The organism is Citrifermentans bremense R1 (genome assembly GCF_000426865.1).
GTDB lineage: Bacteria > Desulfobacterota > Desulfuromonadia > Geobacterales > Geobacteraceae > Geomonas > Geomonas bremensis.
In genome coordinates, this window is the sequence record NZ_AUGE01000045.1 from 1 (window position 1) to 18,689 (window position 18,689).

The window sequence follows — 18,689 nt, forward strand, 5'->3', positions numbered from 1 at the left end:
GAGGCAGTAGTGACCAAAGTCGTCCTCGAAGAAGAAAATAAAACTGTCAACGCTGCATAGGTCAGGCGACAACTAGCTTGACACGCGCCGGGGGCAGGGAGTTGCCACTCTTGCTAGCATATCGGCTGGAGATATAGAAAACTAAAGATCTGATCTTGCCCAGTATTGACAGACACCCTGTTAAGCGTGTAAACCACGCGACAGAAGCGATCTATGAAAAAGCCGGAACCACAGGTAAACGGCCAGAGACATTCTCAGCAATTCAAAGATGAAGCGTTGGCGTTGGCCCAACGTGTAGGTGTGTCAGGGGCCGCCAAACAGCTTGGCGTCAATGAGAACATGCTCTACACCTGGCGCAGCAAAACTAACGCGCAGCAGAAGCAGGGAGAATCCGAGCAACAGCTCGCAGTTGAGAATGCCCGCCTCAAGCGCCAGTTGGCAGAACAAGCCGAGGAGCTTGCGATACTAAAAAAGGTAGCGGCGTACTTCGCCAAAAACCAGAAGTGAAGTACGCCTTCATCCAGCAACACACCGGCATCTTTAGGATAATTACCATGTGCCGCGGCAGCAAGGTAGAGCCAGCCTTCCGCTGTCCACAGATACGTGATATTACCGACCCATTTCTGGTTGGGCATAGCTGCAGTAAAGTCCTGCTGGAGAACGTTTGGAGCCAATGGCAACCCGTGGTTGGAGTAAGCGGTGGCCTTGAACTTCTTTGCTGCCTTCGCGCGTAACCCTTGGCGTTGCATGCCCGCAGCAACGGTCTTGCGGTTAAAACTCTGGCCCTCCTCTTTGAGGTCCAAAGTTATCATCGGTGCTCCCGTTCATAAGTTGGGTTCTGCCGCCTTTGTACCGCATAAACACTTCAACTAGGGAAAGAGAGTCGGTACGAGCCGAATACCCGGAAACTGTGACGCGGACAATTATCGGGCCTCTGAGTGACAGGGAGATAGGACGTTATAAACCGTGAGGGCCTAACATTCGGGTGCTGCTGTTTTCGCTTCGCTACACAGCAGACCCTCACTACCGTTGGACGATGAGACGGAGAAGAAACAGATGGAAAAACCGGGTGACAAAAAAATCATAGCTGCAGCGTCAGTGTTGTTCCTTTTCCATCGCCTGCTGCAGCCCAAAGCATTTCATTGATTCAGTACGAAGAGGAAAAGGACCTGCTGGCCTGGAAGTTTCCCCGCGGACCTATACCACCTTAGGCGTCTCCTTCAAGACCCATCTTCAATGAAAAGGCCCGCTGATCCACTAGGAATCACCCGGCCTTGCTTGCATCATCCCCCTTTGACAGGAGAGAGCCCTTCACGAATTAATTGGAGCACTCGCAGCCGCAGTCGCAGCCGGACTGTTCCTGCTTCTTCGGGAGTAGACGGTCTGCGGCGTATTCCGTGATGTCGATGCTGAAATGAAGGTAGACGTCCTCGGAACCGGCCAGCGGTACCCAGTAGCTGTCCAGGACCTGGCCCATGAAATCGACGTAGGCTACTTCTCGGATCCCTGCCTGCTCGCGAAGCGCCTTGTTGGCCTTGCAGCCTGCGTGGAACTTCTTCTCGCCGATGTCGCTGCACCTGGTCCCTACCGGGCAACCGATCGCCTGGCCTGCCTTGTTCGCTTCGATGATTGTCCTGTCCTTGTACACCAGCATGACCGGGAAGGGGAAGTTGTCCCAGAAAAGATGAAAGTTCTTGCGGATCTCCTCGCTGATTTCGACGTTACTCATATTGCCTTGCTCCTTTTATCTCTGTTGTTCGTTTTAGTTGCTGCCGTGTGCTTTCTCGCACTTTTCCTTCAGTTGGGCGCGTTGCTCCGACGTCAGGTTTCCGCTTACCTCGATGAGGCTGTCGACCGTACGGTGAGCGAAGGCGGTCAGCTCCTTTGCTTTTTCATCCACGGTCTGGTGCAGCCACTCCTTATTCGGCTTATCCAGCAGTAGGCAATCCACAAACTTCTTGCCCAGCCCCTTGTTGTTCTTGCAGATCTCGCTGCCTTCCGCGATGATGCGGTCGGTAATCCCCGCTATCTTCTGCCGCTGCTCCTCCGTCGCCCCCACCTTTTTCAGGCACGAGTCGACGTGCTCCTTCAATTTCTTCGGGTCGTGCCCTTGGCCATGGTGCCCCTTGCACCCAGAAATCATCCCTAAAGATACAACAGCCGCCATGCCCGCTACCACTACTTTAAATGAAGTCCTCATTCCGTGCGCCCCCTGTTCGTTGTCGTCTGACTTGCCATAGTCGGGAAGGTACGGAAGTGATGTAAAAAAAGTGTGTGGCAGATGTAAAAAAAGGGTAAAAAACAGCAAACCTTACCTTGTATGCTGATACCATGCTCTCGTGATTGATGAGGGGGGAACCGTGACGGACGGGAAACAAAGGGTAATTTTTCTGGTGGATGACGACCGGAAGCTGCGCAGGCTGGTGGCCAAGTTCCTCCGCGACCAGGGCTTCGCCGTCCAGGAGTTCCAGGACGGTTCCGAGGTCGTTGCGGCCGTTCAGGAGGACGAGCCGGCAGCCGTTATCCTGGACATCATGCTCCCGGGCGAAAACGGCCTGTCCATACTCCGCAGGATCCGAAACGACAGCGCGGTGCCCGTTATTATGCTTACCGCAAAGGGAGACGACGAGGACCGCATAACCGGGTTGGAGCTCGGGGCCGACGATTATCTTCCCAAACCGTTCAACCCGCGCGAGCTTCTGGCCCGGATCAACGCCGTGCTGCGCCGTTCAGTTCCCCCTGTTCGCCCGGAGGCCGGCGCTGCGGCGGACGATCTCACGGTGAGCTGCTGGGTGCTGCACAGAAAACGGCGCAGTATCGCCGTCGGGAAGGAAGAGGTGGAGCTGTCAGCAACTGAGTACAGGTTGCTGGAGGCCCTGATGATGCATCCGGGGATGGTGCTCAGCAGGGACGAACTGCTCAATTACGCCAGAGGGAAGGACTTCGGTCCGTTCGACAGGAGCATTGACGTGCATATCAGCAAATTACGGGTCAAGACGGAACTTTTATCCGGCGGAAAGCGCTGCATCAAAACCATCTGGGGCTCCGGGTACATGTTCGAGGTGGGAGCATGATGCGCAGCCGCAGCCTTTACCTCAAAATCCTCCTGCACTGGATTTTCGCCCTCGTCGTCACCGAGGCGTTGATTTTCGCTCTCTTCATTACGGTCGTCGGCGGCAGCCATCGTCAATATCTCATCAGATCCGTGGGACAGAGCGCTGCAGTGGACCGCGATTTCATCAGCGCCTCTGTTGCTGCAGACGTGGCCAATGGAGCCGCTCCAGCCGACGCGCTTGAGCGGGCCGTCCGCAACCTGGCCGCCAGCGCCCATGCCAGAATATGGATTACCACCCCCGACCGCAAGCCCGTCGCCACATCCTCTGCGGAAGAAATTCCGTCGGCTGCAGGCAGGCCTGGAAAGACGTGGCAGCATGATGGAGTGACCATCGCGCTCAAGGTAGAAAAAGGCATGGACTGGTACGCGACAGTGCCCGTTGCCATGCCCGCGTTTTCGAGCCCATTGCTGCTCCATATCGTCCCCCAGCGTGTCGGGGACGGATTCCCGCATGTCGCTTTTGCCGCGGGACTGGCAGTCATCGGCATCCTGATAGCCATCCTCGCCGTGCCGCTGACTCTGCGCATCACGCGGCCTCTGAACCGCCTCGAGAACTCCGCCCTCCGTATCGCCGGAGGCGACCTCTCTGCACGTGCGGACATCACGGAAATAAATGAGATCGGGAGGCTTGCCATGGCGTTCAACACCATGGCCGAGACAGTGGAGCGGATGGTGCGGGGAGGGAAGGAACTGACGGCGAACGTCTCCCACGAGATGCGCAGCCCGCTTGCCAGGATTCGAGTGGCGGGAGAATGCCTAAAGGAAGCGGTGGAGAAGAGAAATAAGCTGGAAGCCGAGGAGATGCTGGAAGCCATCTGGGAGGACATCGAGGAAGCCGATGCCATGATCGGCCGCATTCTGCAGTTCAGCAAGCTGGACCTGCATGAGCCCCTGCCGCTAAACGAGCAGGTCGCTCCGGCGGAGGTGATAGCCGGCCTGGTCAAGACGCTCGGACCGCTGGCGAAGAGCAAGAGCATCAGCATCGATATAAGTCTTCTTGAGGATGAGAAGGTGACCGGAGACGAAGAGATGTTGCGAGCTGCCTTCAAGAATCTCTTGGAAAACGCCGTGCGCCACACAGCCGAAGGCGGCAAAGTCGAGGTGGCAATGCGGCGGGAAGACGCCGGGCTGGTGACGGAGATAACCAACTGTCATCCCCCCGTTGCCCCGGAAGAGCTGGACCTGATCTTCACCCCCTTCTACCGCGGCAAGCACTCCCGGACTGAGGGAACCGGCCTAGGCCTTGCCATCACCAAAAAGATCGTCACATTGCACCACGGCGCTATCGCCGCAAAGAACGTAAGGCACGGATTTCAGGTCCGGGTTACCCTATAGGCAAAGAACCAACTCCTCCACCACGGCGTAGTTGTCAGAGATGATGCGGAGGTTTCTGTCGCGACTATGTCATCTATTCCTTCCCTCTCGTACCAGCACCGTCCCGCCTCGCACAATCTCTTGCCGAAAAGCCTCAGGAATCTGCGCCAGCGCCTTGCGCAGGAGCTTCCCGCCGGTTTCAAGGGTCAACACGAAACCTTTCACTACGGTATTACGGAATATCTCGTAGTCGATGCTTTCGGGCTCGGAACGATTAAGAAGGGTGAGGGAGCTTTCGAGGGTCACAATGTGGCGAGTAAAATGATCGGTGTTGAGATACATGTCGCATCCTCCAGTCGAAGCTGACAGGAACTGCTACTTCAACTGAGAGAAAAGAATGAAATAAAAAAAGAGGCCAGCTATTTAATAGCTGACCTCTTAGTTTTTTAGTGGTGCCCAGAGACGGAATCGAACCGCCGACACGAGGATTTTCAATCCTCTGCTCTACCGACTGAGCTATCTGGGCAAGAGACCAACTTTATACTTGAATAATCCGGATGAGTCAACTTCTTTTTTTAATTTTTCTGACTGTTCATACATCCGAAAGACCTTCCCTCACCCTGTCCCTCTCCCGCTGGGCGAGGGGACGTCTGGCCACGGACTATGGCTAAAGAGCAATGTTCTGCTTCAGGCTGAGGCTTCTGCTTTCGGTGCTGCTTTTCCCTGATTACGCGCGGGAGATGAAACGGCCGTCGCGGGTGTCCACTTTAACCTTCTCGCCACTTTCGAGATAGGGCGGCACCTGCAGACGCAGGCCAGTCTCGAGGACTGCTTCTTTGGTCTGGGCGGTGGCGGTGGCGTTTTTCATCGCGGGGGCGGTCTCGGTGACTACCAGCTCGACGGTCATGGGGAGATCGACGTTGACCATGCGCTCCTGGAAGATGCCGAGCTGTACTTCGGTACCGTCCAACAGGAAGGGGGCTATGGCGCTGAAGTTGTCTTCTTCCATCTCGAACTGCTCGTAGGTCTCCAGATCCATGAAGACGCCGCGGCCGCCGTCGGCATAAAGGAACTGCCCCTTGTGGCGCTCGAAGTCGGCTTCGTCTACCTTGTCGCCGGAACGGAAGGTCTTCTCCAGCACCTGGGAGGTGATCAGGTTGCGGTACTTGGTCTTAACCATGGTGTTGGCGCCGCGGGCGGACGGGGACTGGAAGCTTACGTCTACTAACACGCAGGGAGCGCCGTCCAACTGGATAACGAGGCCCTTCTTGAAATCATTAGTGGTATACATGCAGGTTCTCCTTTACGAAATGTCCCTTTTTAGCAGAATTCTGTGATAAGTTCAACCGCGCCATATAGGTGGCGGCTACAAAGAATGGAGGATTTGTGAAGATAGATACTGAATTCATCAAACTGGACAGCTTCCTCAAAGCTGTGGACGCTGTCTGTTCAGGCGGCGAGGCGAAGATCATCATCTCTGAGGGAATGGTGTCGGTGAACGGCGAGGTGGAACTGCGCCGCGGCAGGAAGCTGCGTCCCGGCGACAAGGTTCAACTGGAGAAAAAGACGTTCCTGGTGGAATAGCATCATGCTAGCCGCCGGCGCGCTTGGCCTTGTAGCCGCGCTTGGCGAGTTCGGCTAAAAGGACGTCGGCGTGATCGCCCTGGATCTCGATTACGCCGTCTCTGGCGGTACCGCCGCAGCCGCAGCGGCGCTTGAGCTCGCCGGCAAGGGCGGTGAGTTTGTCTGCATCGAGGGGGAGGCCGGTAATGACGATGACCGTCTTGCCGCCTCTCCCTTTTGTTTCCCGCCGCAACCGCACCACTCCGTCGCCTGCGGGGGGTGAGGCGTTCTTGCGGCAGACGCAGTCCTTGAGGGGCTTGCCGCAACCGGGGCACATGCGGCCGAATTCGGAGGAGTAGACTACGGGGGCGTCGTTGTTGGAGCTGGTCTTTTTCATAGGGGCTTTTGTAGCAGAAAAGTCGCAGAGGTGACAAGATAAGAAAACCAAAGCGTCTCACGCAAAGCCGCAAAGGCGCAAAGCAAACCAGAAGTTTCTCTTTGCGCCTTTGCGGCTTTGCGTGAATCAGCTTTTTAGTTCCACCGGCCTCGGCACTTCGCTTTCCATGATCGGGCGGGGGGTCAGGCGATCGGGAATCTTCAGCACGGTCACCCCAGCCGGCGGCTCTATCTCCCGGTACAGAGGCTCGCTTCCCCGCTGATAGGTCTTGGAGAAGTGCATCGGCAACACGTACTTGGGGCGCAGCCGGTCCAGCATCATGTTGAAATCGGCGGTGCTCATGTGCCTTGAAAGCCGTGCCTTGGTTTGCTCGGAGGCGAGAAAAGCGCACTCACAGACAAGAAGCGTCACTCCCTTTACCAATCCTTCCAGGCTCGCCATGTTTTCCTCTGAGTACCCGATGTCGGTGACATAGCCGATGCTCGCTGGTTCCTCGAACTTCCTGATCCGCTGATACAGTGCCGCGGCATCGGGTTCCAGTCGTTCTTCCACTTCTTCTCCGCTGACACAGAGATGCCTCACCGGGTTCCCCTCCATTTCCCCATCGTGAAAGAGCTTTTCCAGATCCTTCAGCCAGGCGCCTTTTCTGACTCCTGCTTCCGCCATCCGTTCGTCATCGATCACGAAGGCGGCGCCTTCTTCCACCTTGTAGGCGACAACGGGTATCCTGTGCTCGCACTGCGCGCTGGTCACGGTGAGGTGCCTGTTGCTGTAAAGGACGCCGGAGCGCTCCCCTTCCCTGCTGGCGGCAAAGGCGTCGGGGCCGCTAAAAAGCGTGCTGCTGATCCGGCCGTCGTCTATCTCGCTTACCCTGAAGTTGCCCCAGAAGGTGTCGGCGAGGTTCCAATCGTAGCAGGAGAACTTGTGACCCATGCGAGCCGCAAGACCCGGAGGACCGAAGACGTCGATAGTGCGGGGAGATGCGTGGCTGTGGCGGATAACACTGTCCATCCCCATGAAATGATCCATGTGGGCGTGGCTGATGAATATGGCGTCGATGGAGGTGTAGACTCTTTTGGCTAAGTGGTGCATCTTGCCGCAGTCGAAGAGCAGGGCGCGGCCGGTAGGGCGCACGCGAACCAAAAGCAGCGGATCATCAAAGAGACCGGCAAAAAAGGTGGGTTCCAGGTAGCGAAAAGGTTTGGGCATGCGCAGAATTTTACCATTAGATTGACCTGCATCAATTGCATCACTGTCTGATCGGGTTACAGTTCCTATCAAGAACGAAACCTATGTGAGAGGAGAATGGATATGGCTGAGAAAAAAGGTGTGGCTCTTGGAGAGAAGCTGAATCTGGTGAACCTGGCTGGCTATCAGGATGGCGCGGTAGTGAGCAGGACGGTCATAGACAAGCCGGTGGGAACTATCACGGCCTTCGCCTTTGACGCAGGTGAGGGGCTGAGTGAGCATACCGCCCCTTATGACGCTTTCGTGCAGGTGCTGGATGGGGAGGCGGAGATCAATATAGACGGCACCGCTCACAATGTCGCGGCGGGAGAGATTATCATCATGCCGGCGAATAAGCCGCATTCGCTGCGGGCGGTGAAGCCGTTCAAGATGCTGCTGGTGATGATCAGGGCTTAAAACCTGAACCCCTCACCCCGGAACACAGAGGGCACTGAGGAAAAGCCAGGGCGGACACAGAGAAAAAGACCTTTGGGGAACTTCTAAAAAGCACTACTCGCAAAAGCAAGGGGCGCAGATCTCTCTTTATGAGTTCTGCGCCCCTTTTATTTCAAGCTTTTTCCTCTGGGTCCTCTGTGAACCGCTGTGACCTCTGTGGTGAGCTTTAAGCCTTGCCTACCTGCAGCCGCAGCCGCAGCGGTCGCTGATGTCCGCTTCGTACCCTTTCCTCAAAAGCTTGGCTACTTCTTTGGAGTGATAGGTGAGGATCAGGTCGGCACCGGCACGCTTGAAGGACATCATGGTCTCCATGATGACGCGGTCTTCGTCGATCCAACCCATCTTGGCGGCGGCCTTGATCATGCTGTACTCGCCGGAGACGTTGTACACGGCGGTCGGGAGGTTGAACTCGTTCCTCACCTCGCGCACGATGTCGAGGTAGGGAAGGCCGGGTTTCACCATGAGGATGTCGGCGCCTTCTTCGACGTCCATGCGTGCTTCGCGGATGGCTTCGAGCCGGTTAGCCGGATCCATCTGGTAGGAACGACGGTCGCCGAACTGCGGCGTGGACTCGGCGGCTTCCCTGAACGGACCGTAGTACCCGGAAGCGTACTTGACGGCGTAGCTCATCAGCGGGATCTGGTTGAAGCCGTTGTTGTCCAAAGACTCGCGGATGGCGGCGACGCGCCCGTCCATCATGTCGGAGGGTGCGACCATATCGGCACCGGCCTTGGCATGGGAAAGGGCTTCCTTGGCAAGCAGCTCCAGGGTCTCGTCGTTGTCGACGTCGCCGTTTTTGATCACGCCGCAATGGCCGTGATCGGTGTACTCGCACATGCAAACGTCGGTAATGACGGCCAGCTTGGGTACGGATTTCTTGATGGCGCGGATGGTCTCCTGGATGATACCGGTGTCGGAGTAGGCGTCGCTACCCATGGCGTCCTTCTGCTCGGGGATGCCGAAAAGGATGACGGCGGGAACGCCCAGCTCGTAAACTTCCTGGGCCTCTTCGACGATGTTCTCGATGGACTGCTGATAGATGCCGGGCATGGAGGAGATCTCTTTCTTGATCCCTTTGCCGAAGGCGGAAAACATCGGGTATATGAGGTCATTGGCGGAAAGCGAGGTCTCCCTGACCATGTTTCTGAAGACTTCTTTGCCCCGGATCCTTCTCGCTCTGTACAGTGGGTAGAACATTGATCTCTCCTTTTTGTCTGTTGTTGCCTTTAAAACCTTCCCTCACCCTGTCCCTCTCCCAGAGGGCGAGGGGACTTTCGGCCACCGGATGAGGCTAAAGAGGGAGGCGAAAATATTCAATCATCTCCGCAGCCAACGCGTCGAGGGTGTACTCGGCGGGCTCCATGTGCACCTCGAGTCCCAAGTCCCGGCAGGTCTTGGAGGTGATGGGGCCGATGGAGGCGACCTTTACCCCTTGCATCAGATGCAGGAACCGGTTCTCGCCCAGGATGGCGGCCAAGTTCTGCACGGTGGAGGAGGAGGTGAAGGTGGCGCAGTCGATGCGACCGTCCTCGAGGGCGGCAAGCGCCTCGGCGGGGATATCGTCAGGGGTGTGGTTCGCATAGGCGACAGGTGCGATGACCTGCGCTCCCATCCGTCCCAACTCCTCGGTGATGACTTCACGGGCACGGTCGCCTTTGGGGAAAAGCACCCATTGCCCTGCCATGTCCATCTCGGAAAAGACTTCGACGACCCCCTCGGCCTTGTAATCGGAAGGGATCAGGTCGGCGCGGATGCCGTAATGAGCCAGCGCCGCGGCGGTCTTGGGCCCGACGGCGCAGACGCGGCAGCGGCCGAGGGCACGGGTGTCGAGGTTGTGCTCGGAGAGTCTGGCGAAGAAGTACTTCACGGCGTTGTAGGAGGTGAAGATGACCCAGTTGAAACTGTCCAGCCCCTCGATTGCCTCGTCGAGTGCCGTATGTTCGGCCGGCGGGGTGATTTCGATGGTCGGGCAGCAGTAGGCCCTGGCGCCAAGCTGCTCCAGCTTGGAGGTGAACTCGCCCGCCTGGTCGGCGCCGCGGGTCACCAGGACCGAGCGCCCGAAGAGCGGGCGGTTGTCGAACCAGCGCAGGGTTTCCCTGAGGTTGACCACTTCGCCGACTACGGTGATGGCGGGCGCCTTGAACTCGGCAGCCCTCGCCTTTTCTGCGATGTCCGCCAACGTTCCGACCAGCACCTCCTGCTCGGGGCGGGTGCCCCAGCGGATCAGCGCCACCGGGGTCTGCGGCGCGCGGCCGTGCTCCATCATGCTGCGGGCTATGTGCGGCAGGTTGGTGACGCCCATGTAGAAGACGACGGTGCCGCTTCCCAGGGAGAGACCTTCCCAATCGATTTCGGAGCTGGCCTTTCCTTTCTTCTCGTGCCCGGTGACGAAGGCGACGGAGGTGGTCACACCGCGATGGGTAAGCGGGATGCCCGCATAGCTGGTGGCGCCGACCGCGGCGGTAATGCCGGGGACGATCTCGAAGGGGATGCCGGCCTCGACAAGCGCCTCGCATTCTTCGCCGCCGCGTCCGAAGATGAAGGAATCGCCCCCCTTGAGTCTCGCCACGATCTTGCCCGAGAGCGCCTTCTGTACCAGGAGTTCGTTGATCTGGCTCTGCTCCCGGTTGTGCTCGCCGCCGACCTTTCCGGCATAGATGAGCTCAGCCCCCTTCGGGGCAAGGCGCAGCAGTTCCTCGTTCGCAAGGTAGTCGTACATCACCACCTGGGCCTTGGCCAGGCAATCGCGTCCTTTCACCGTGATCAGGCCCGGGTCTCCAGGACCCGCACCGATCAGATAGACATATCCGTTCTTCATATCAGCGCTCATAGCGACACCACACCAAAAGGCAAAAGGCTAAGGGGAATCCATTAGCCTTTAACTCAGAAAAACTGCATTTCAAAAAACAAATCCAAAGCTTTACCACAGAGGTCACAGAGGATCACGGAGGTCACAGAGAAAGACAAAGACTTGGGGGTTACCCCGAAAAGCCTTTGTCGTTACTCAGATTTTCCTCTGTGTACCTCTGTGTCCTCTGTGGTGAGTGCTTTTGAGGTTTTGGTTATACCGGGATTTCCTTCTCCCTGGAGACTTCACGCTGGTATACCTCGGCGAGGATGGCGTGGCCACCTTCGGAGAGGAGCTGCTCGGCGAGCTTCACGCCCAGCTTCTCGCAGTCGTCGGCGGGACCGGTCACGACTCCCTTGACGGAAACCTTGCCGTCGACGGAGGCGATGAAACCGGTCAGCTTCAGCTGGTCGCCGGTCACTTCGCCGAAGGCGGCGATGGGAACCTGGCAGCCACCCTCGCAGCGCCACAAAAGGGCGCGCTCGGCACGGACGGCGCGGCTGGTGTCCGGAGAGTTGAAGAAGGAGATGGCGTCCTTCACATCCTGGTTGGAGAGGTTGCACTCGATGCCCAGCGCGCCCTGGCCGATGGCGGGGAGTGAGAGATCGGTCGGGAGCAGCTCGGTGATCTGATCGGCAAAGCCCAGGCGGTTCAGGCCGGCCGCGGCGAGGATGACGGCGTCGAGCCCTTCGGTCTTAAGCTTGTCCATGCGTGTCTGCACGTTGCCGCGGATGATGACCATCTCGAGGTCGGGACGCACCTTGAGGAGCTGCGCCTGACGCCTGAGCGCAGAGGTGCCGATACGCGCGCCCTGCGGCAGGTCGGCGAACTTGACGCCGTTGGAGATGACCGCATCGCGCGGATCTTCGCGCTCGGTGATGCAGTAAAGGCCCAGACCCTCGGGGAATTCGGTCGGCACGTCCTTCATGCTGTGCACCGCGATGTCGATCTCGCCGCGCAGCATCGCCTCCTCGATCTCCTTCACGAACAGGCCCTTGCCGCCCACCTGAGCCAGGGGCACGTCGAGGATCTTGTCCCCGATGGTCTTGATCTTGGTGAGGGTGACGGTCATGTCCGGGTAGCGTTTTTCCAGCTCGGATTTGACCCAGTTTGCCTGCCAGAGTGCGAGCTGGCTCGCGCGGGTACCTATTCTCAGCTCTTTCAGCGCCATGTACTTCTCCTTTTAGTTGAATCGAAGGGCTAGGGACTAGGGGCTAAGTCCGGCACCCGTTTTTTAGTCTTCCAGTTCCATCATGTTGTCCTGCGAATCGCCCGCGACCTCCAGATCGAAGAGGTTTCTCAGCGCGTCGACGTAGAGGTCGTTGCGGTTTCCCTGGTCGATCCTCTTCAGCACGCTGGTGGGCTGGTGCAACAGCTTGTTCATGATGGCATTGGTGAGCGCGTCGAGCTTCTTCTCGGCGCCGGGGGGAAGGTCCTTCCACCCGGATATGGTCTTGGAGAGCTCAGCCTTGCGGATCTCGTCGAAGTGGGTCCTGAGCGCCACGATGGTCGGGGTGACCTCCAGCGAGGAGAGCCATTTGAAGAACTGCCCGATCTCCTGCTCGACGATCGCCTCGGCCTTGGCCGCCTCGACCTTGCGCTGTTCCAGGTTGGTGGCGACGACACCGTTCAGATCGTCGACGGTGTAGAGATAACAGTTCTCCACGTTGTTGACCTTGGGGTCGATGTCGCGCGGCACGGCGATGTCGATGAAGAACATGGGCTTGTGCTTGCGGCGGCGCAGCACTTCCTCCATATCCTTTTCGTGGATGATGAAGTGCGGCGCGCCGGTGGAGGAGAGGATGATGTCGGCCTTGGGAAGGGTCTCCATCAACGCCTCGAAATGAACCGGCTTCGCGTCGAATTCCTCGGCCAGCTTTTCGGCGCGCTCGTAGGTGCGGTTGGTGACCATGACGCCGCGCACGCCGGTGTTGATGAAGTGCTTGGCGGCAAGCTCGCACATCTCGCCGGCGCCGATCAGAAGGACGGTCTTGTCGGAGAGTTCCCCGAAGATCTTCTTGGCCAGTTCGACCGCGGCGAAGGCGACCGATACTGCGGAGGAGGCGATCTTGGTCTCGGTGCGGACCCTCTTGGCAACGGAGAAGGCCTTGTGCAGGAAGCGGTTCAGGATGATGCCGGAACTCTTGAACTCGGCGGCGTAACCGTAGGAGGTCTTGATCTGCCCGAGGATCTGTGGCTCGCCGACCACCATGGAATCGAGGCTGGAGGCGACCCGGAAGACGTGACGGGTGGCGTCTTCGCCGTGATAGCTGTAGAGGTGCTTCTCCAATAACTCCAAGGGGACGTTGTGGTAATCCGCCAGGAAGCGCTTGATCCTCGCCATCCCCCCCGCGACGTCGCGCGTGGTGGCGTAGATCTCGACCCTGTTGCAGGTGGAGACGATGACCGCTTCGGTGATGTCGGGAAGCGCCACGACGGCCTGGAGCGGTTTTTCCATCTGGGTCGGGGCGAAGGCTACTTTTTCCCTTATTTCAACTGCGGCAGTTTTGTGCGACAGCCCAACCACAATAATATTCATAACAATCCTGCCTCTTCCTGAGAATCACAACCGAAAAGCGGTTGCCGCCTCTTGTTGCCCTTACTTGTAGCTGTGCAGCCCCGACAGGAGAAGATTTACGCCGAGGAAGGTGAAGAGCATGATGACAAAACCGAAAATGGAAAGCATGGCAGCTTTCCTGCCGCGCCAGCCGGTAGTGAGTCGGCCGTGGAGAAGCGCCGCGTAGATGAACCAGGTGATGAGCGACCAGGTTTCCTTGGGATCCCAGCTCCAGTAGGTGCCCCACGCGGTTTCGGCCCAGATGGCGCCGGAGATGATGGCGAAGGTCAGCAGCGGAAACCCGAAGGTAAGGCAGCGGTAGCTGATATCGTCCAACATGTCGAGCGGCGGCAGCTTCTGGAACATCGGCCCGAGCCGGCGCTTCTTCAGGAAGTGCGACTGGATCAGGTACATGACGCTGACGCCGAAGGAGATGGCGAAGGCCGCGTACCCCAGGAATGCCATGATGGTATGGATGGCGAGCCACTTGCTTTTGAGCGCGGGGTTGAGCGGCGGGATGACGGCCGAGAAGGTCGCCGAGATCGCCAGGATCAAAAGCGCCAGCGGCATGACGAACGAGCCGAGGATGGACGCCTTGTAGCGCCTCTCGAACATAATGAAGATGCCGACCGTGGCCATGCTGAAGAAGGAAAGCGATTCGTGGAGGTTGGTGATCGGGGTGTGCCCCGCTTCGAGGAAGCGGTTCAGCGTGAAGCCTAAATGCACAACGAAGCCTGCCACGGTCAGCCAGAAACCGGCGCGACCGAGGGGTTGCTTGGGCTTGACCAGGTAGGCCAGGTAGATGACGGTGGCTACTGCGTAGATGACCAGGGTGCTGTTGAAAAGCAAGGCATTCATGACGGTTCCTTTTTATCAGCCCCATCCGGGCCAGGTCGAGCCCCGGTAGCGGAGAGCTTCAGGAGTATCTGGTCTATTACATCTCTCTGCCCGTTTTTGATCAGCGCGGGAAGATTGAGCGCTGCCAGCTCGGCAAAAACCGGGTCATTGTATGCGTTCCCCACCTTTTCAGTCAATAGCTTTTCACGGACAGTACCTAAAAGCGATACAGCTTCGGCATATTCAGGACCGAAAAAGGGCTCGATCATGGTTACGATCTGCCGTGACAGCGCCGGGCTGGCACCACCTGTAGACACGGTGATCATAAGGTCCCCCTGTTCCAGTACGGCGGGGGTGGTGAAAGCGCCTTGAGCCGGAGCGTCCACCACATCGGCCAGGATGCCGCGCTCCTTCGCCTCGGCTGCAACCTCCCGGTTCAACTGCGGATCGTCGGTGGCGGCGAAGGCGAGCATTGCCCCGGCGAGGTCGCCGTGACGATACTCTCTTTCCAGGTGCCGCAGCATCCCCTGCTCGGCAAGCTCCGCAAGCGCCGGAGCGAGTACGGGCGCGATCACGGTGAGACGGGCACCGGCGGCTACAAGCCGCTTCGCCTTTCTGGCCGCGACCTTTCCGCCCCCCACGATCAGCACGCTCTGGCCATGCAGGTCTACATTTATCGGGTAGTAGCGCAAGTTGGCTCTCCGATTCAGAATTTTCGCCAATATGGCCTTAAGGCTCGCCACTGTCAACCTTGAATACGAGAACCAGGAAAGGCATCGCTCACCGCACTGTTTTTTCGCCTCTTCATTGGTTAAGAGGGCTGGGAAGGCCCGTTAATGTCCCCTAACCCCGCGACAAGATACCCCTTGCATTTTTCATCGGCTCATTTATAGTAGGAATCACTTTTTTTATTAAAGGAGAGGGTTCATGGCCAGCGAAAACGTACACACCTTTACCGACGACAACTTTGAGAAGGAAGTACTCCAGTCCAACATCCCGGTGCTGGTTGACTTCTGGGCCACCTGGTGCGCCCCCTGCAAAGCGATCGCTCCCCTCATCGATACCATAGCGTCGGAATACGACGGACGCATAAAAGTAGGCAAGGTAAACGTCGACGACAACCCGGGTACTCCGGCAAAATACGGGGTGCGCGGCATCCCCACGGTCATCCTGCTGAAGGACGGTAAAGTCGTGGACCAAGTGGTCGGCGCAATACCCAAAGCACAGCTGGAGGCCCTGATCAAGAAGGCGCTCTAAAAATGAAAAGGCAGATCCCGTCTAAGAAGTTTGCAGCAAAAATTATCCCCTTAGCGCTTGCAGGCCTGCTGCTATCCACGCAGCCGGCAGCCGCCATCCTGCAAAAAGGGGAGGCGGCACCTCCCATCAAGCTGGTGACAACCTCCGGGCAACCGATCACGCTCAACAACTACAAAGGATACGTGCTGGTGATGGATTTCTTCGCCACGTGGTGCATTCCCTGTAAAGAGTCGATCCCTCACATGAACGCGCTGAGGCAGAAGTACGGCAAGCAGGGGTTGCAGGTCCTGGGCGTCAGCGTGGATGAGGGGAGCGACCGCGAGGTAAGATCCTTCATCGGTGAAAAGAGGATCAGCTACCCGGTGGCAATCGCAGGGGAGGAAATGCAGACCGACTACGGGCTCCGCTCCATTCCGACGGTGTACGTAATCAACAAGAGAGGGTTCGTAGCCGAGAAGTTCCAAGGCTTTTCCGACCAGACGGCGAAAGCGATGGAAGATACCATCAAGAGGCTTCTCGCCGAGTAACACACCTTTCCAGACTCAAACGGAAGCGGCATTCCCGCCCTGATAGCCACAGGGCCATCGGCGGGGATGCCGCTTTTGCGCGTTTACAGGACAGGCTCAACGCACTTCCGCTTTTTCCTCCTCGCCTCACATACTTTTCCCCAGCTCCTTGTAGCATCAGGCAAGAATGACGCAGGATCGTTCTACCTCTCTTTGCTCCTTCGGCTGTACCATCGGTGTCATATCTACGGGCTACACATCCGGCACTAAGTCATTGGTGGTTGCCCTAAACTCTGAGACTCGTGATTATGTTTTCGTACTGTACAATTGGCGGATGCAAATTTTGCAGATGCAGGCAGAACGATCTCAAGGTGTGGACGATTCGACATTCAGCGAACCCAAAAGGAGAATAGAATGCAAAAACGAATACTGGGGAAAAGCGGCCTGGAGGTTTCAGCTCTTGGCCTGGGATGCATGGGAATGAGTTTTTCTTACGGGCCGCCCAAGGACAAGCAGGAGATGATCGCGCTGCTCCATGCGGCGGTGGAGCGGGGGATAACCTTCTTCGACACGGCGGAGGTGTACGGGCCGTACATCAACGAGGAGCTGGTCGGCGAGGCGCTCTCGCCCCTGCGCGACAAGGTGGTGATCGCCACCAAGTTCGGCTTCGACATCAACCCCGGCAAGGACCCCAGGGGGATGAAGGGGGCGCCGGCCTTGAACAGCCGGCCGGAACACATCAAGGAGGTCGCCGAGGCGTCGCTCAAGCGCCTCAGGATCGATGCCATAGACCTCTTCTACCAGCACCGCGTCGACCCCGACGTACCGATCGAGGAGGTAGCGGGTGCGGTGAAGGAGCTGATCCAGGAAGGAAAGGTGAAGCATTTCGGCCTCTCCGAAGCCGGGGTCCAGACCATCCGCCGCGCTCACGCCGTTCAGCCGGTGACCGCCCTGCAGAGCGAGTATTCGCTTTGGTGGCGGCGCCCTGAAGAGGAAGTGCTGCCGACCCTCGAAGAGCTGGGGATCGGTTTCGTACCTTACAGCCCGCTCGGCAAGGGGTTCCTGACCGGAAAGATCGACGCCTCCACCACCTTCGACAGCACCGACTTCCGCACCACCCTCCCCCGCTTCACGCCTGAGGCCAGGCAGGCAAACCAGGCCCTGGTCGACCTCATCGGGCAGATCGCGGCGCGCAAGCAGGCAACGCCGGCGCAGATTGCCTTAGCCTGGCTCTTGGCGCAGAAGCCGTGGATCGTTCCCATCCCGGGAACCACGAAACTGGAGCGCCTGGAGGAGAACATCGGCGCGGTGAAGCTGGAACTAAGCCCCGGCGACTTAGCCGAAATCGGCAGCGCCGCTTCGAAGATCCAGGTGGAGGGTGCCCGTTACCCGGAAAGGCTGGAAGAATTGACCGGCCGTTAACACGCAGGAAACGACACTAAAGGAGGAATATCAAATGCCCAACGCCAAAGCCTACTCCGCTGCCAGCGCCACTTCGCCGCTGGCTTCCACCACCATATCCCGCCGCGAACCAACCGAGCGCGACGTGCAGATCGAGATCCTTTTTTGCGGCATCTGCCACTCCGACCTGCACTCCGTGCGTAACGAGTGGAGCAGCGTCATGCCCACGGTGTACCCCGTCGTACCTGGGCATGAAATAGTGGGACGCGTCACCAAGGTCGGATCCGCGGTCACCAATTTCAAGCCGGGCGACCTGGCGGGGGTTGGCTGCCTGGTGGATTCGGACCAGAGCTGCCCCCATTGCCACGAGGATCTGGAGCAGTTATGCCCGAACCAGGTATTGACATACAACTCGCCCGACAGACACCTTGGGGGTGTTACCTACGGCGGCTACTCGGAGAGCATCGTGGTGGACGAGCACTTCGTGCTGCACGTCCCCGGCAATTTGGAGCTCGCCGGTGTCGCGCCCTTGCTCTGCGCTGGAATTACTACCTATTCCCCGATACACCGCTGGGGGGACATCAAAGGCAAAAAGGTCGGCATCGTCGGCCTGGGCGGCCTGGGTCACATGGGGGTCAAGTTCGCCCGCGCCTTCGGAGCCCGAGTCGTCGTCTTCACCACCTCCCCCGGTAAGAAAGAGGATGCGTTGCGCCTGGGGGCGGACGAGGTGATCATCTCCACTAACGCCGAAGAAATGAAAAAACATGCAGGGAGCTTCCATTTCATCCTCGACACCATAGCCGCCGACCATGACATCAACGCCTACCTGGGCATGCTCAGCCACGACGGCAACCTCACCCTCGTGGGCGCGCCGGAGACGCCTCTCGCCGTCTCCGCCTTCGCTCTTTTGTTCGGTCGCCGCAGCCTCTCCGGCTCCATCATCGGCGGCATCAAGGAGACCCAGGAGATGCTCGATTTCTGCGGCGCGCACAACATCACCAGCGACGTAGAGGTGATCCCGATCCAGAGGGTAAACGAGGCCTACGAGCGGCTGCTCAAGTCGGATGTAAAGTACCGCTTCTCCATCGACATGGCTTCGCTCAAAGGCGAATAACGACGCAGGTTATAGCCGCAATAAAAGCCACTGGATTTTGAGTCCAGCGGCTTTTATTGTGGCAAACAGAAGGCTGCCCCCTCCCTGACCCTCCCCC

At 58.3% G+C, this 18,689-nt stretch carries 20 protein-coding genes, 1 tRNA gene and 2 pseudogenes; 9 read left to right on the forward strand and 14 right to left on the reverse strand.

Features of this window, described 5'->3' with window-relative positions; translation table 11 throughout:
- Positions 1-213: 213 nt before the first annotated feature.
- Positions 214-563, forward strand: a pseudogene (locus K419_RS0117650) (transposase); the annotation flags it as partial.
- A gap of 3 nt (positions 564-566) precedes the next feature.
- Here K419_RS0117650 and K419_RS23260 read toward each other — a convergent pair.
- The 3 genes and pseudogenes from K419_RS23260 to K419_RS0117660 all read right to left on the reverse strand — a co-directional run.
- Positions 567-821 (reverse strand): annotated as a pseudogene (locus K419_RS23260) (IS3 family transposase); the annotation flags it as partial.
- 497 nt (positions 822-1,318) lie between these two features.
- Positions 1,319-1,729, reverse strand: coding sequence for a hypothetical protein (locus K419_RS0117655; protein WP_026842735.1), 411 nt, complete (start codon positions 1,727-1,729; stop codon positions 1,319-1,321).
- 33 nt (positions 1,730-1,762) lie between these two features.
- Complete coding sequence (locus K419_RS0117660) at positions 1,763-2,200, reverse strand: hypothetical protein (RefSeq protein ID WP_156912236.1); 438 nt, start codon at positions 2,198-2,200, stop codon at positions 1,763-1,765.
- Positions 2,201-2,360: 160 nt separating this feature from the next.
- Between K419_RS0117660 and K419_RS0117665 the strand changes: the two genes are divergently transcribed.
- Together K419_RS0117665 and K419_RS22855 are read left to right on the forward strand one after the other, a co-directional pair.
- On the forward strand, positions 2,361-3,074 hold the full coding sequence (locus K419_RS0117665; RefSeq protein ID WP_026842737.1) for a response regulator: 714 nt from the start codon (positions 2,361-2,363) through the stop codon (positions 3,072-3,074).
- Entirely contained in the window at positions 3,071-4,450 is a 1,380-nt protein-coding gene (locus K419_RS22855) for a sensor histidine kinase (protein WP_026842738.1), read from the forward strand. Before K419_RS0117665 ends, K419_RS22855 begins: the two co-directional genes overlap by 4 nt.
- Positions 4,451-4,519: 69 nt before the next feature.
- Here the strand turns inward: K419_RS22855 and K419_RS23900 are convergent, their stop codons facing one another.
- The 3 genes from K419_RS23900 to K419_RS0117685 form a co-directional block, all read right to left on the reverse strand.
- Positions 4,520-4,771, reverse strand: a complete 252-nt coding sequence (locus K419_RS23900) for a hypothetical protein (protein WP_051293092.1) — start codon at positions 4,769-4,771, stop codon at positions 4,520-4,522.
- A 108-nt stretch (positions 4,772-4,879) separates the two neighbouring features.
- Positions 4,880-4,955 (reverse strand) — tRNA-Phe (locus tag K419_RS0117680).
- A gap of 201 nt (positions 4,956-5,156) precedes the next feature.
- Positions 5,157-5,720 carry an elongation factor P gene (locus tag K419_RS0117685; protein ID WP_026842739.1) on the reverse strand — a complete coding sequence of 188 codons (564 nt, stop codon included), beginning with the start codon at positions 5,718-5,720 and terminating at the stop codon, positions 5,157-5,159.
- Positions 5,721-5,815: 95 nt separating this feature from the next.
- Here K419_RS0117685 and K419_RS0117690 point away from each other — a divergent pair, with 95 nt between their 5' ends.
- Positions 5,816-6,013, forward strand: a complete 198-nt coding sequence (locus K419_RS0117690; protein WP_026842740.1) for an RNA-binding S4 domain-containing protein — start codon at positions 5,816-5,818, stop codon at positions 6,011-6,013.
- A gap of 7 nt (positions 6,014-6,020) precedes the next feature.
- On the opposite strand, the gene K419_RS0117695 is transcribed toward K419_RS0117690, so the two are convergent.
- Together K419_RS0117695 and K419_RS0117700 are read right to left on the reverse strand one after the other, a co-directional pair.
- Positions 6,021-6,389 carry a translation initiation factor Sui1 gene (locus K419_RS0117695; RefSeq protein ID WP_026842741.1) on the reverse strand — a complete coding sequence of 123 codons (369 nt, stop codon included), beginning with the start codon at positions 6,387-6,389 and terminating at the stop codon, positions 6,021-6,023.
- Positions 6,390-6,515: 126 nt separating this feature from the next.
- Positions 6,516-7,598 (reverse strand): ribonuclease Z, encoded by a 1,083-nt coding sequence (locus tag K419_RS0117700; protein WP_026842742.1) that lies wholly within the window; start codon positions 7,596-7,598, stop codon positions 6,516-6,518.
- A 102-nt stretch (positions 7,599-7,700) separates the two neighbouring features.
- Between K419_RS0117700 and K419_RS0117705 the strand changes: the two genes are divergently transcribed.
- The gene (locus tag K419_RS0117705; RefSeq protein ID WP_012528848.1) at positions 7,701-8,033 is read left to right on the forward strand and encodes a cupin domain-containing protein; all 333 of its coding nucleotides are present in this window, start codon (positions 7,701-7,703) and stop codon (positions 8,031-8,033) included.
- A 216-nt stretch (positions 8,034-8,249) separates the two neighbouring features.
- Here the strand turns inward: K419_RS0117705 and hemB are convergent, their stop codons facing one another.
- The 6 genes from hemB to K419_RS0117735 form a co-directional block, all read right to left on the reverse strand.
- Complete coding sequence (hemB, locus tag K419_RS0117710) at positions 8,250-9,269, reverse strand: porphobilinogen synthase (RefSeq protein WP_026842743.1); 1,020 nt, start codon at positions 9,267-9,269, stop codon at positions 8,250-8,252.
- Between the two features lie 94 nt (positions 9,270-9,363).
- Positions 9,364-10,890 (reverse strand): uroporphyrinogen-III C-methyltransferase, encoded by a 1,527-nt coding sequence (cobA, locus tag K419_RS0117715; protein WP_026842744.1) that lies wholly within the window; start codon positions 10,888-10,890, stop codon positions 9,364-9,366.
- A 244-nt stretch (positions 10,891-11,134) separates the two neighbouring features.
- The gene (hemC, locus tag K419_RS0117720) at positions 11,135-12,091 is read right to left on the reverse strand and encodes a hydroxymethylbilane synthase (RefSeq protein ID WP_026842745.1); all 957 of its coding nucleotides are present in this window, start codon (positions 12,089-12,091) and stop codon (positions 11,135-11,137) included.
- Between the two features lie 63 nt (positions 12,092-12,154).
- On the reverse strand, positions 12,155-13,459 hold the full coding sequence (hemA, locus tag K419_RS0117725) for a glutamyl-tRNA reductase (RefSeq protein WP_026842746.1): 1,305 nt from the start codon (positions 13,457-13,459) through the stop codon (positions 12,155-12,157).
- A 60-nt stretch (positions 13,460-13,519) separates the two neighbouring features.
- Positions 13,520-14,335, reverse strand: coding sequence for a c-type cytochrome biogenesis protein CcsB (gene ccsB / locus K419_RS0117730; RefSeq protein ID WP_026842747.1), 816 nt, complete (start codon positions 14,333-14,335; stop codon positions 13,520-13,522).
- Entirely contained in the window at positions 14,332-15,006 is a 675-nt protein-coding gene (locus tag K419_RS0117735; protein ID WP_026842748.1) for a precorrin-2 dehydrogenase/sirohydrochlorin ferrochelatase family protein, read from the reverse strand. The genes ccsB and K419_RS0117735 overlap by 4 nt, the downstream gene beginning before the upstream one ends.
- A gap of 235 nt (positions 15,007-15,241) precedes the next feature.
- Here K419_RS0117735 and trxA point away from each other — a divergent pair, with 235 nt between their 5' ends.
- The 4 genes from trxA to K419_RS0117755 all read left to right on the forward strand — a co-directional run bounded on the left by trxA (position 15,242) and on the right by K419_RS0117755 (position 18,592).
- On the forward strand, positions 15,242-15,571 hold the full coding sequence (trxA, locus tag K419_RS0117740; RefSeq protein WP_012528841.1) for a thioredoxin: 330 nt from the start codon (positions 15,242-15,244) through the stop codon (positions 15,569-15,571).
- Positions 15,572-15,573: 2 nt separating this feature from the next.
- Positions 15,574-16,098 (forward strand): TlpA family protein disulfide reductase, encoded by a 525-nt coding sequence (locus K419_RS0117745; protein ID WP_026842749.1) that lies wholly within the window; start codon positions 15,574-15,576, stop codon positions 16,096-16,098.
- Between the two features lie 393 nt (positions 16,099-16,491).
- Positions 16,492-17,499 (forward strand): aldo/keto reductase, encoded by a 1,008-nt coding sequence (locus tag K419_RS0117750; RefSeq protein WP_026842750.1) that lies wholly within the window; start codon positions 16,492-16,494, stop codon positions 17,497-17,499.
- Between the two features lie 34 nt (positions 17,500-17,533).
- Entirely contained in the window at positions 17,534-18,592 is a 1,059-nt protein-coding gene (locus K419_RS0117755; RefSeq protein ID WP_026842751.1) for an NAD(P)-dependent alcohol dehydrogenase, read from the forward strand.
- Positions 18,593-18,689 lie beyond the last annotated feature (97 nt).

Excerpts from the sequence above, each read along its gene's own strand:
- K419_RS0117655 (WP_026842735.1), bottom strand. The coding sequence starts at position 1,729 with ATGAGTAACGTCGAAATCAGCGAGGAGATCCGCAAGAACTTTCATCTT.
- K419_RS0117660 (WP_156912236.1), bottom strand. The coding sequence starts at position 2,200 with ATGAGGACTTCATTTAAAGTAGTGGTAGCGGGCATGGCGGCTGTTGTA.
- K419_RS22855 (WP_026842738.1), top strand. The coding sequence starts at position 3,071 with ATGATGCGCAGCCGCAGCCTTTACCTCAAAATCCTCCTGCACTGGATT.
- K419_RS23900 (WP_051293092.1), bottom strand. The coding sequence starts at position 4,771 with ATGTATCTCAACACCGATCATTTTACTCGCCACATTGTGACCCTCGAA.
- K419_RS0117685 (WP_026842739.1), bottom strand. The coding sequence starts at position 5,720 with ATGTATACCACTAATGATTTCAAGAAGGGCCTCGTTATCCAGTTGGAC.
- K419_RS0117695 (WP_026842741.1), bottom strand. The coding sequence starts at position 6,389 with ATGAAAAAGACCAGCTCCAACAACGACGCCCCCGTAGTCTACTCCTCC.
- K419_RS0117700 (WP_026842742.1), bottom strand. The coding sequence starts at position 7,598 with ATGCCCAAACCTTTTCGCTACCTGGAACCCACCTTTTTTGCCGGTCTC.
- K419_RS0117705 (WP_012528848.1), top strand. The coding sequence starts at position 7,701 with ATGGCTGAGAAAAAAGGTGTGGCTCTTGGAGAGAAGCTGAATCTGGTG.
- hemB (WP_026842743.1), bottom strand. The coding sequence starts at position 9,269 with ATGTTCTACCCACTGTACAGAGCGAGAAGGATCCGGGGCAAAGAAGTC.
- cobA (WP_026842744.1), bottom strand. The coding sequence starts at position 10,890 with ATGAAGAACGGATATGTCTATCTGATCGGTGCGGGTCCTGGAGACCCG.
- hemC (WP_026842745.1), bottom strand. The coding sequence starts at position 12,091 with ATGGCGCTGAAAGAGCTGAGAATAGGTACCCGCGCGAGCCAGCTCGCA.
- hemA (WP_026842746.1), bottom strand. The coding sequence starts at position 13,459 with ATGAATATTATTGTGGTTGGGCTGTCGCACAAAACTGCCGCAGTTGAA.
- ccsB (WP_026842747.1), bottom strand. The coding sequence starts at position 14,335 with ATGAATGCCTTGCTTTTCAACAGCACCCTGGTCATCTACGCAGTAGCC.
- trxA (WP_012528841.1), top strand. The coding sequence starts at position 15,242 with ATGGCCAGCGAAAACGTACACACCTTTACCGACGACAACTTTGAGAAG.
- K419_RS0117745 (WP_026842749.1), top strand. The coding sequence starts at position 15,574 with ATGAAAAGGCAGATCCCGTCTAAGAAGTTTGCAGCAAAAATTATCCCC.
- K419_RS0117750 (WP_026842750.1), top strand. The coding sequence starts at position 16,492 with ATGCAAAAACGAATACTGGGGAAAAGCGGCCTGGAGGTTTCAGCTCTT.
- K419_RS0117755 (WP_026842751.1), top strand. The coding sequence starts at position 17,534 with ATGCCCAACGCCAAAGCCTACTCCGCTGCCAGCGCCACTTCGCCGCTG.